The organism is Acidiferrobacter sp., assembly GCF_054609335.1.
This window is the reverse complement of record NZ_JBTRWP010000002.1, coordinates 26,922-37,768: the sequence shown is the minus strand read 5'-3', so window position 1 is coordinate 37,768 and position 10,847 is coordinate 26,922. Positions and strand designations below refer to the sequence as shown.

At 63.5% G+C, this 10,847-nt stretch carries 8 protein-coding genes; 5 read left to right on the top strand and 3 right to left on the bottom strand.

What is annotated here, in order from left to right; genetic code table 11:
• Positions 1-587, bottom strand: a 587-nt coding sequence (gene iscB / locus ACYCTF_RS00790) for an RNA-guided endonuclease IscB (protein WP_461284411.1), incomplete at its 3' end; no start/stop codon positions are given.
• A gap of 477 nt (positions 588-1,064) precedes the next feature.
• On the opposite strand from iscB, the gene pdhA reads away from it, so the two are divergent.
• The 5 genes from pdhA to ACYCTF_RS00765 all read left to right on the top strand — a co-directional run bounded on the left by pdhA (position 1,065) and on the right by ACYCTF_RS00765 (position 9,230).
• Positions 1,065-2,078 (top strand): pyruvate dehydrogenase (acetyl-transferring) E1 component subunit alpha, encoded by a 1,014-nt coding sequence (gene pdhA, locus ACYCTF_RS00785; protein ID WP_461282962.1) that lies wholly within the window; start codon positions 1,065-1,067, stop codon positions 2,076-2,078.
• On the top strand, positions 2,071-3,051 hold the full coding sequence (locus ACYCTF_RS00780; protein ID WP_461282963.1) for an alpha-ketoacid dehydrogenase subunit beta: 981 nt from the start codon (positions 2,071-2,073) through the stop codon (positions 3,049-3,051). The genes pdhA and ACYCTF_RS00780 overlap by 8 nt, the downstream gene beginning before the upstream one ends.
• Before the next feature lie 41 nt (positions 3,052-3,092).
• The gene (locus tag ACYCTF_RS00775; protein WP_461284410.1) at positions 3,093-6,137 is read left to right on the top strand and encodes an FAD-dependent oxidoreductase; all 3,045 of its coding nucleotides are present in this window, start codon (positions 3,093-3,095) and stop codon (positions 6,135-6,137) included.
• Positions 6,138-6,149: 12 nt separating this feature from the next.
• Positions 6,150-7,361, top strand: coding sequence for an argininosuccinate synthase (locus ACYCTF_RS00770; protein ID WP_461282965.1), 1,212 nt, complete (start codon positions 6,150-6,152; stop codon positions 7,359-7,361).
• A 63-nt stretch (positions 7,362-7,424) separates the two neighbouring features.
• Positions 7,425-9,230, top strand: coding sequence for a sensor histidine kinase (locus tag ACYCTF_RS00765; RefSeq protein ID WP_461284409.1), 1,806 nt, complete (start codon positions 7,425-7,427; stop codon positions 9,228-9,230).
• Here ACYCTF_RS00765 and ACYCTF_RS00760 read toward each other — a convergent pair.
• Positions 9,208-9,645 carry a GNAT family N-acetyltransferase gene (locus tag ACYCTF_RS00760; RefSeq protein ID WP_461282967.1) on the bottom strand — a complete coding sequence of 146 codons (438 nt, stop codon included), beginning with the start codon at positions 9,643-9,645 and terminating at the stop codon, positions 9,208-9,210. The two genes, ACYCTF_RS00765 and ACYCTF_RS00760, sit on opposite strands and share 23 nt — an antisense overlap.
• Complete coding sequence (locus ACYCTF_RS00755; protein ID WP_461282968.1) at positions 9,642-10,727, bottom strand: DUF2156 domain-containing protein; 1,086 nt, start codon at positions 10,725-10,727, stop codon at positions 9,642-9,644. Before ACYCTF_RS00755 ends, ACYCTF_RS00760 begins: the two co-directional genes overlap by 4 nt.
• Positions 10,728-10,847: the final 120 nt, after the last annotated feature.

Here is a 10,847-nt window from a genome sequence, read left to right as displayed (position 1 = left end):
TCGTACCCGGCCAATGTGCCTTGCTGGTACTCGATAGCGGATACTTCCGGGTTTTGCATCTGCTGGGTATCGAACCGGACCAGCGCCTGCGACAGGGATGTCACCGGCGCCAATCGGCGGAGCCGTGCCACCCACGTCCTCGTCGTATCGACCCGATGACGTAATGACGGGGACAGCCAACCCTCCGGTTTCGTCCGGTTGTCGAAGCGGGCCGGACGATACCGCACGTTCCCGCGCCGGCGCTGGCGGAACGCGCGCCGGGCCGTGAGCCGGTCGCGGATCACGGAACCTCGGTGTTGCAATTCCAGCAGCATCAGCACCGTGAGGGTGCGGACGACTTCTCCGGTCGTTGTGTCCGTGGTGTCTTGCTCCCGCACCAAGGCGAGCCCCGTGGTCTGGCTGCCTGGGTCCAGTTTCAACCGCACCGTCTGCAAGATCGCGTTCTCCTGGTACCGATCCACCAGCCGGATGGTAAACGGCATCACCGGGTGGACACGGGCCCGGCCCCGCTCGAGCAGCAGCCGTGCCCGTTTCTCGGAACACGGCATCAGCGGTCTCTTTCTCCGGTCCATTACCAAAACAGCCATACAATTCTCTCTGGTCAAACAGCCCTTACGGGCCTGGTAATGCGGGCCATGCGGCCCATCTCCCCTCGGGAAGGTCGCACACCGGCTCCACTCTCTCGAGTGCGGTCGGAACCTTCGGGCCTTTGCCTTTGCCCAGCGTGATCCCCACCTTGCAGAGCGGCGAACTGAGGAAGCATTCGCTGGTGCGTCTGAACGACCTGTTTGCAACGGTGCGGGTTGGTTACCGCCTACCCTGGTCAACCCAGCCTTTTGGTCTTCACCTCCAAGCTCCGCCCTCATGGCAGGCCGTACATTGTGGGCCGTGGACCACCCCCGTATCGTGGGGGCATGGCCCATGGCCCGTTAGGGTGGGGTAGTTGACGCTTTACCTTGACCTCTCGTCATAAAACCCCGATCATACCCCCGCGCTCGGGCCTGGCGCACGGGTCGTCTGTGTCTGGGGCTCAGGCGAGTCCCACCCAAATAAACAGGAAAGAAATGAACGCAAGCGATCAGAAACGCCTGTTGCGCGAGATGATTTTCTACCGCCGGTTCGAGGAGCGCTCGTTCGAGGCCTATATGGAGCGCAAGATCGGCGGCTTCCTGCACCTCTATTCGGGACAGGAGGCGGTAGCCACGGGGGTGCTGGAGATGGCGCGCTGTGGCTACGACTACGTCATCACAGGTTACCGCGACCACGTCCACGCCCTCAAGGCCGGTGCCCCGGCGCGCGAAGTCATGGCCGAACTGTACGGCAAGGAGACCGGGTCGAGCCGCGGTCGCGGCGGGTCTATGCATATCTTCGATCCGACGGTCAACTTCATGGGCGGCTATGCCCTCGTCGGTCAGCCCTTCCCCTTGGCCGCCGGGCTTGCGCTCGCCTGTAAGCATAAGGGCACCGATCAGATCGCGATCTGCTTCCTCGGCGATGGCGCCAACAATCAGGGCACCTTCCACGAGACAATGAATATGGCGTCGGTCTGGAAGCTGCCGGTACTCTTCGTCTGCGAGAACAATTTGTACGCCATCGGCACCCGGATCGAGCGCTCGACGGCAGTGACCGACCAGTATAAGCGGGTCGCCGCCTACGACATCCCGAGCAGTCAGCATGACGGCCAGGATATCGACGTCGTCATGGCCGCGGCGACCGATGCCATTGCTCATGTGCGCAGCGGCAGGGGTCCCTACTTCATAGAATTCATGACCTATCGCCAGAGAGGCCATTCGATGTCGGATTCGAACGCCTACCGTTCGAAGGAAGAAGAGCGGCTGTGGATGGAGCGCGATCCGCTCAAGATCTACGGCGGCCGCCTCAAAAAGGCGAAAGTTCTGACCGAGAAGGATATCGCCGCTATGGAAAAGTCGGTGCTCGAGGAAATCGAGAACGATGTCGTACGTTTTGCCGAGGAGAGCCCAGAGCCGCGCGTGGAAGATTTGAATAAGTATTGCCTCGACGACCAGCCAGATCCGCGCTGGATCGGGCCGCTTGCGCAAGGGGAGCAACATGGCTGAGATCGCGTACTGGGAGGCTATACGACGCGCGCACGACGAGGAGCTCGCGCATGACCGCATGGTGATCGCCATGGGCGAGGACATCGGCGTGGCGGGCGGGACGTACAAGGCGACCGCCGGACTGTATCAAAAGTACGGCGCGGAACGGATCATCGACACGCCCATATCCGAGAACTCGTATACGGGTATCGGGATAGGCGCGTCTATGGCCGGCATGCGACCCATCATCGAGATCATGTCGATCAACTTCGCGTTGCTGGCACTCGATACGCTCATAAACGCCGCGGCCAAGATCCGCTATATGTCGGGCGGCCGGGCGTCCTGTCCGATCGTGATGCGCACCCCCGGGGGCACGGCGCATCAGTTGGCGGCCCAGCACTCGGCGCGTCTTGCGCGCATGTTCATGAGCACACCGGGCCTTCGTGTCGTGACTCCGCGTGGACCGCTCGACGCCTACGGCATGCTGAAATCCGCGGTGCGGTGCAACGATCCCGTCATCATTATCGAGCACGAGAGCATGTACAACATGCGCGGCGAGGTCCCGGATGAGGAGACCTTCCGCCCGCTCGAGGGCGCGGAGATCGTGCGTGCCGGGACCGACGTCACCTTGATCGGTTACAATTACAGCGTGCACCTCTGCTTGGCGGCAGCCGACAAGCTCGCCGCCATGGGCGTGTCGGCCGAAGTCCTGGATCTGCGGGCCTTGCGGCCGATCGACCGGGACACGATTCGACGCTCGGTCGAGAAGACGCACAAGGTGGTCATTGCCGAGGAAGACGAGGCGACGGTCGGCGTGGGCTCGGAGATCATCTCGGTCATTATCGAGGAATGCTTTTTCGCGCTCGACGCGCAACCCGTGCGTGTGCACGCGGCGGATGTCCCGGTCCCCTACAATCGCCAGCTGGAAAAGGCGGCCATCCCGAACGCCGATGACGTGTTGGCGGCTGCGCTCAAGGTTTTGGGCCGCGTCTGACGGCTCTGGCCCGCCCCTCTTTGTTAGCATAGGAAGCCACTATGGCCGAGCCGTTTCTCATCAAGATGCCGCAGCTTTCGGACACGATGTCGGAAGGCACGATCGTTTCCTGGGAAAAGGCGATCGGCGATTTCGTAAGCCGCGGCACCGTAGTGGCGACCGTGGAGACCGACAAGGCCATCATGGATGTCGAGGTGTTCCGCGAGGGCTATCTGTCCGGGCCGCTCGCACCGCTTGGTGCTGCGATCGCAGTCGGCACCCCGATTGCGGCGCTCGTGGGCGAGTCAGCGGCTGTGACAGATACGCATGCCGCCGCGCCGGCCGCTGCGCAGACGGCCACGCCGGCCGCCATCGAGGCGCCCCGGGGCCAAGCGATCCTGATGCCGCAATTGTCGGATACCATGGCCGAAGGGACCCTGGTTTCCTGGGAAAAGGCGATCGGCGATTTCATAAGCCGCGGCACCGTAGTGGCGACCGTGGAGACCGACAAGGCCATCATGGATGTCGAAGTGTTCCGCGAGGGCTATCTGTCCGGGCCGCAGGCCAATGCCGGGCAGGTCGTTCCGGTGGGGCAGCCGATCGCTTTCTTGGTCGCCGACGCCAAAGAGGTGACGCAGGGCGCCTTGGTGCCTAGCGCGCCGGTGGCCGCCAAGGCCACACCCGCACCCTTTGCGCCGGTGCCCTCCGGGAGCGTGCAGGCGAAGACCCGGGCACCAGCAATGCCGCATGGCGCAACGCCGGCGCCCCGTCCCCGCAAGGGGGCGGCGACACCCTACGCACGGCAACTCGCCGGCGCCCATGGCATCGACATCAATAGCCTCGCGGCCGGGACTGGTCCGGGGGGATGCATTACTGGTGCGGATGTGGCCGGCGCCGGCGGCGGACCGCGCGTCCAGGCCAAACGGATCTTTCAGGTGCCGGGGGCCGGTCGCCCCATGGACAGCATGGAAAAGGCGGTCAGCCAGAACATGGAGTACTCGTTGTCCATGCCTCTGTTCCGCGTCACGGTGCATGTCGATCCGGCGCGGCTTGGTCGCGCCGCCAAAGATCTCAAAGTATCGCTTACTGTGCTGCTCGCCGCCGCCGCTGCGCGGGCCATCGAACGTCATCCGCGCGTGAATGCTGTCTATCAGCACGAGGATCGCATTGTCGAGCGCACGCAGATCGATGTCGGGCTTGCAGTCGAGACTGAAGGGATGGGGCTCGTCGTGCCGGTGTTGCGCAATGTCGTGGCGCGTTCGGTGGATGAGTTGAATGCCCAGTGGAAGGATCTCGTGGCGCGAGCGCGCTTGAAGCGCTTGAAGCCTGAGGAATACTCGAATCCGACATTCACCATCTCGAACATGGGTATGCTGGGTGTCGCCCAGTTCGACGCCATTCCGGTGCCCGGGACCTCGGCGATCTTTGCCATTGCGAGCACCCAGCCGCACGGCATGCCGGTCACCATGACCGCCGACCATAGGATCGTAAACGGCGCCGAGGCCGCCAAGTTCCTGAACACCTTCAAGGGGTTGATCGAAGACCCGGCGTGGTTGTTTGCGCCAGCGGGGCCGGCGGCCGCGGCGCGCAGCGCGCAGACCGCCACGACCCGCGCCGAGCGGCCTTCCTCGGGGGCCTTGCCCGCGGATACCAGTGGCTATGACTGCGATGTACTGGTCATAGGCGGAGGTCCCGGCGGCGAGGACTGCGCGCGCGAACTCGTGGACCATGGGCGGCGTGTGATTATGGTGAACGACGCCCCGTTTCCGGGTGGCGAGTGTCTTTGGCGCGGCTGTATTCCTTCAAAGGCTTGGCGCGCGGCGGCCGACCGCATCCGCGATCGCCGTCATGACGCGGATCTCGGGGTGGTCAATACCGCAGAGCCCGCGCTCGACTGGTCACGTCTCGATGTCATGCGTAAGCGCGTGCTCACGACTCGTGGCGAGATGGCCCTCAAAACCGACAAGGGCGTGCGCATCGACGTGCGCGAGGGTTTCGCCTATTTCGATTCCGACCATAGCGCAGTGATCGTGCCCGTAGAGGGTGCGGACCCCTATGAGCGGCGGGCCCCGCAGTCGGGCGCGCCGGGCAAGCGCGTCACCTTTGCAAGCGCCGTCATCGCCACGGGCGCCCCGCCCTTCGTGCCGCCGATCCCTGGGGCCGACGGCCCGGGGGTCTTGACCTCCGATACGGTGTGGAATCTCGAGGGGCCGCCTGGGCGTCTCGTGGTTGTGGGTGCCGGCGCCATCGGGCTTGAAATGGCGCAGATCTTCATCGACTTCGGTTGCGAGGTCACGGTGCTGGAGGCGCGCGACCGGGTGCTCCCCGAGGTTGAGGTCGAGGTGGCCACACAGCTTGCCGCCTTGCTTGCCAAAGAAGCGCGTCTGTCGGTCGTCACGTCGGCGCGGGTGCAGGGTATCGAGGGCACCCCGGGTTCGGTCACGGTGCGCTACACGCTCGGTGCCGATGCGTGCTTGGCGCAGGCGGATTATGTGTTACTGGCAACCGGCAAGCGCCCGGTCACGGAGCCTCTGGCACTGGCACGCGCCGGTGTCGCGGCCGACCGTGGCGTCATTACCGTCAATGAGCACTGTCAGACGAGCGTCCCGCATATTTTCGCGGTGGGCGACGTGGTGGGAGGCTATATGCTCGCCCATACGGCAGGCCATCAGGGGCGGGTTGCGGCCCAGACTTTGCTCGGCCACGAGGCGGCGTATGATGAGCGCAAGGACTCCGGTGTCATTTTTACGCGACCGCAGGCGGCGTTCGTCGGCCTGTCGGCGGAACAGGCCCGGGTCCAAGGCCTTGACCCGGTCGAGATCAAGGTGCCTTTTTCGATAGACGCTAAGGCGATGATCACGGGCGAGACTGCAGGCTTTATCAAGATGGTAGCCGATCGCGCCACGAGACGGATCGTCGGCGTACATTTTTTGGCCGACCATGCCGATACCCTGATCGGCTCGGCGGTGCTCATGGTAAGCGCCGGCCTCACCCTCGAACAGGTGGGTTCCGCGATCCATCCGCATCCGACGCAGACGGAGCTCTTCGGGGATCTCGCCCGGCGGCTGCTCGCGCGCTTGAGGAGAACGGCGCGTGCCACGAGTTGAGAGGGTTTGCCCATGAGCGACATAAAGAAGGTGGTGCTGGCCTACTCCGGGGGGCTTGATACCTCGGTGATCTTGAAGTGGCTGACCGAGCACTACGATTGCGAGGTCGTGACCTTCACAGCTGATATCGGCCAGGGCGAGGAACTTGAGCCTGCACGCGAGAAGGCCCGCAAGGCCGGCGTGCGCGAGATCTATATCGATGACCTGAAGGAAGAGTTCGCGCGCGATTTCGTGTTCCCGATGTTCCGTGCCAACGCCCTCTACGAGGGGGAGTACCTGCTCGGCACGTCCATCGCGCGGCCCTTGATTGCCAAGCGCCAGATCGAGATCGCGCGTGAGACTGGCGCCGATGCGGTCGCGCATGGGGCCACCGGCAAGGGTAACGACCAGGTACGCTTCGAGCTCGGTTATTTCGCCCTGAACCCTGATATTCGGGTCATCGCCCCATGGCGGGAATGGGATTTGAACTCGCGCGAGCGCCTTCTGGCCTATGCGGAGAGTCACGGCATCTCGGTGGAACACAAGCGTAAGGGTGCCTCGCCGTATTCTATGGACGCAAATCTGCTCCATATCTCCTACGAGGGCGGTATCCTCGAGGATCCCTGGCAGGAACCGGAGGCTACGATGTGGCGTTGGACCCGCGCTGCCGAAGAGACTCCCGACGAGCCCCAGTGGATTGAGTTGACCTATACGCGCGGGGATGTGACGGCGATCGACGGCATCCCCCTGTCGCCGGCCCAGGTTTTGGCCACCTTGAATGAGGTCGGCGGGCGTCACGGGATCGGGCGTCTGGACTTGGTCGAGAACCGCTATGTGGGTATCAAGTCGCGCGGTTGCTACGAGACGCCGGGCGGGACGATCTTGCTGCGGGCCCATCGTGCCATGGAATCGCTCACCCTGGACCGTGAGGTCGCCCACCTGAAAGACGACCTGATGCCGCGCTACGCGGCCTTGATCTACAACGGATACTGGTGGAGTCCGGAACGCAAACTGCTTCAAGAACTTATTGATAAATCACAGGAAACCGTGAACGGCCGGGTGCGAGTCAAGCTCTTCAAGGGGCAGGCTTCGGTGGTCGGACGGGAGTCGTCCAGTGACTCCCTCTTCGATCCGGCCATCGCCACTTTCGAGGATGATGGCGGGCGCTACAACCAGGGCGACGCCACGGGCTTCATACGGCTGACCGCCTTGCGCTTACGGACCGCGGCACGCCTGCGCAAGTAAGGGGCGTAAGCCCCGGGGTGTGGCATAACCCTTGCAGCTATCCGTAAGGAGAGCTGCAAGGGGGTGGACGTGGCGTTCGAAGAGGCGGGCGCGGGGGTGGCAGGGGCGCCGGTGGCGCCCCTGGCGGCGACCGATATCCAAAGGGAGCAGGTGCGTCTCTTATACGCCAACCTGCCGCCAGGACTTGTCGTGACTGCGGTCAACGCCGCCATTCTCGCGCTTATGGAGTGGCACGTTGTGCCGCAGACGCGCATCGCTGCTTGGCTTTTGGCCGTGCTGCTTGTGGCGGTCGCGCGTTATCGGCTGGTCGGATACTATCGGAGCGCCCCGCAGGCCCACGATACGAACGCGTGGGGCCGCTATTACGCCATCGCGACAGCGGCGGCAGGGCTCGTATGGGGCGCGGCCGCCGTGTGGCTCTTTCCGCAGGCCCTGTTGCCGCAGGTGTTCCTGTTTTTCATGCTCACGGCTATGACCGTGGGCGCGGTCGTCAGTTTTTCTGCGATATTCTCGGTCGCCCTCATATTCGTCGTTTTCGTGTTGGGCCCCTTGGCGCTGCGTTTCTTCGTCTCGGGCGGCCGTATCCATGAGGCCATGGCCGTAGTCGCGGTCGCGTTCATGGGGGTGATGCTTTTGACGGCACGACGGGTCGAACGCACGGTCGCAGCTTCGCTGCAGTTGAGGTTCGAGAACCGCGGCCTCATTGCCCATCTGGAGGCGGAGAAGGCGGCCGCCCACCGCTTGAACGAGGATCTGAGACGCGAGGTGGTCCTTCATAGCCGAACCGCCGGGGATCTCAAGGAGCGCGAGTCTTACATCCGCGCGGTGCTCGAGCATGTCGAAGAGGGGATCGTCACAGTGGACCGCGCCGGCTGCTTACGATCCTTAAATCGCGAGGCCTTGCGGATATTCGGCTACAAAGAGGAGGAGATCATAGGATCCCACTTCTCGCAGCTTGTCCCGGCCGCGGAGCGCGCCGAATACACGCGCTTTCTGGAAAGCCAGATGGAGCGCGTTGGCGTCAAGTTCGCGGGACATGGCTTGGAGGTCAATGGTCTGCGCCGGGACGGCACCATATTTCCGATGGAGCTTGGCTTGAGTGCGATGACGGCGGGCTCGGAGCGGGGGTTTGTGGCCGTGACCCGCGATGTCACGAATCGGCGGCGCAGCGAGCGGCTGAAGGGTGAGCTGGTGGCCGCCTTGGGCCACGAGATTAGGACGCCCCTCACCTCGGCCTTGGGCTCACTCGGGCTCTTGACCGAAACCGCCACCACCAAACTTGCGGTCGATGACATGCGCCTTCTCAGGATCGCGCGCAGCAACATGGAGCGCTTGGCGCGCACGGTCGCCGAGCTCCTCGATGTCGACAACAATCATGCCGCCACGATGAAGTGGACGCTGGCGCCGCTTATCCTGACGCGCTTGGCTGAAGAGGCGGTGACCGCGGATGCCGATTATGCGCAGGCACGGAATATCCGCTTGGCGCTCGATCCTTGCTCGAGCGCGGCTGTGATTCAGGGGGATCGGGGCCTGCTGTTGCGCGCCTTGAGCCACCTTCTGATCAACGCCATCCATCTCGCTCCACCGCATACGACTGTCGAGGTCGCCATTACCACGGAAATGGGGGTGGGGGTCGTCTCTGTCCGCGATTGCGGTGCAGCCCTGCCTCTCGAGGCCCGCGCCCGGCTGTTCGATCCGCAGCCCGGCGCGCCGGTCCGGGATCTTGCCGCGCCCCGTAGTCTATGGGTGGCGCGCACCATCGCCGAGAAACATGGTGGCACCGTAGGCTACGAGGCGCGCGAGGCTGGCGGTTCACATTTCTTCTTGCGTGTGCCCCTGTTCGCCGCTACATCCGCCGGTAGAGCTTGATGCCCGAGGTCCCCGGACCGTAATAGTCAGGAAGCTCTTCGTGTTCCTCGAAGCCGAGGTCCGCGTAGAGGCGCCGTGCGGCTAAGTTGGTGTTTTTCACCTCGGCGCGCATGACCTGCACCCCCTGTTCCCGAAACCATACAAAGGCGGCCGCGAGCAGGCGTTTGGCCACGCCCTTGTGGCGGTGGGCGGGGTCGACCGCCAGGGAATAGAGGCGCCCCCATCGGTCGCGTCCGTTGGAGGCGACCAGCAGGCAGGCAGCGCCTTCGAATTGTCCCGCCACGAGCCACGCGCAACAGGGGCTTGCGAGTTGATAGCGAACTTGGCGGCGATGGAAGAGCCCGTCCGCTGCCGAAAAGCAGCGGGCCTCGAGGGCCATGAGGTCCTCGAGGTCGGCCGGGCCCGCCCGCCTCAACGGATTTCCGCCGGGACCCGCCGGTGGAGGATCACCTTCTCGCCGAACATGGCCGGTCGGTAGCTCATCTTGACGCGCCGCAGGTTTTCGAAGCCGAGGTCATCACCCACATTGATATAGGTCGAGTGCGCGAAGACCTTGGTGAATTCCCGGAACAGATACTGCGCCGCCCCCTGGATGTGGAAGTTCGTCTTTTCGATAAGGACGTTGGCCACGTCTGGGCTCAGGCGCTCCCCGAATGTGAAACCCTCGAGGACCCCGTCTATGAAGAGGCAGAGACCTTCGAGACCCAGCTCCTCGTACAGGGCGATGGTGCGGTTGATGGCCTTACGCTCGAGTTCGAGATTATAGAGAAAGTCCTCGAGTGATCCCTCGGGGAGCGCACGGATGCGGTTCTCCGTCCAGGTATTGACCAGGCTGCGCGCCGCCTCTCGATGTTCGGTGGAGAATGGCACCAGGGTATGGTTCGGGTAGGCGCGCCGGAATTGATTAATTTCGTTGCGCTTGGTCTTGAAGGCGTTGCCACGCAGCTCAATCAGGTCGGAGGTACGGTAGATGTAGTCGGGGTTTGTGACCTCGACGTGCCAGGGTTCGCCCTCAATGACGGGTGCGCCATCTTCGGCGTGATCCAGGATCTGAAGAAAGTCCTTGTACACAAAGTCCAGACGCGCCTGGTAGGGCGAGGGGTTGTACTGATCCATGATGCGGATACAGGTCTTCAGGGCGCGCTTCTGTTTATGCGGCTCCCCCAGCGGCGGCAAGAGCATGGTGAGGCCATTACCGGACAGACCGAAGAGGCAGAAGCAGCCTTCTATGATCTGATAGAAGCCGCTTGCTTGATAGAGCCAGATGACATTGTTCGCGAAGCTGTAATCGGACAGGGCCACGCCTAGGCGCGCTACCGCTTCGTCGAAGTAGGGTTTCGCGCTCTTGTCGAAGGGGAAAAGCCGATATTTGCCCGAGACGAGGTAGCGTCCCTGCGGCTCGAGGCGTCGGCGGTTATCGGAGTCGAGGGCTTGCGGACCGCCTTTGGCCGGCGTGAGAAAATGGGCGTCCATGACAGCGTTGACAGCGTTCAACATACTTCCTCCCGAGCCTGCGACGAGCGTGGGAGGAAGCTCGGTTCGGGGGGTTCGTTATCAGTCTTTTCGATCTCGAGTGTCACGTGTTTGTCCTCAGGTCGGCCTCTCGCCGCCAAATTG

Excerpts from the sequence above, each read along its gene's own strand:
- pdhA (WP_461282962.1), top strand. The coding sequence starts at position 1,065 with ATGAACGCAAGCGATCAGAAACGCCTGTTGCGCGAGATGATTTTCTAC.
- ACYCTF_RS00780 (WP_461282963.1), top strand. The coding sequence starts at position 2,071 with ATGGCTGAGATCGCGTACTGGGAGGCTATACGACGCGCGCACGACGAG.
- ACYCTF_RS00775 (WP_461284410.1), top strand. The coding sequence starts at position 3,093 with ATGGCCGAGCCGTTTCTCATCAAGATGCCGCAGCTTTCGGACACGATG.
- ACYCTF_RS00770 (WP_461282965.1), top strand. The coding sequence starts at position 6,150 with ATGAGCGACATAAAGAAGGTGGTGCTGGCCTACTCCGGGGGGCTTGAT.
- ACYCTF_RS00755 (WP_461282968.1), bottom strand. The coding sequence starts at position 10,727 with ATGTTGAACGCTGTCAACGCTGTCATGGACGCCCATTTTCTCACGCCG.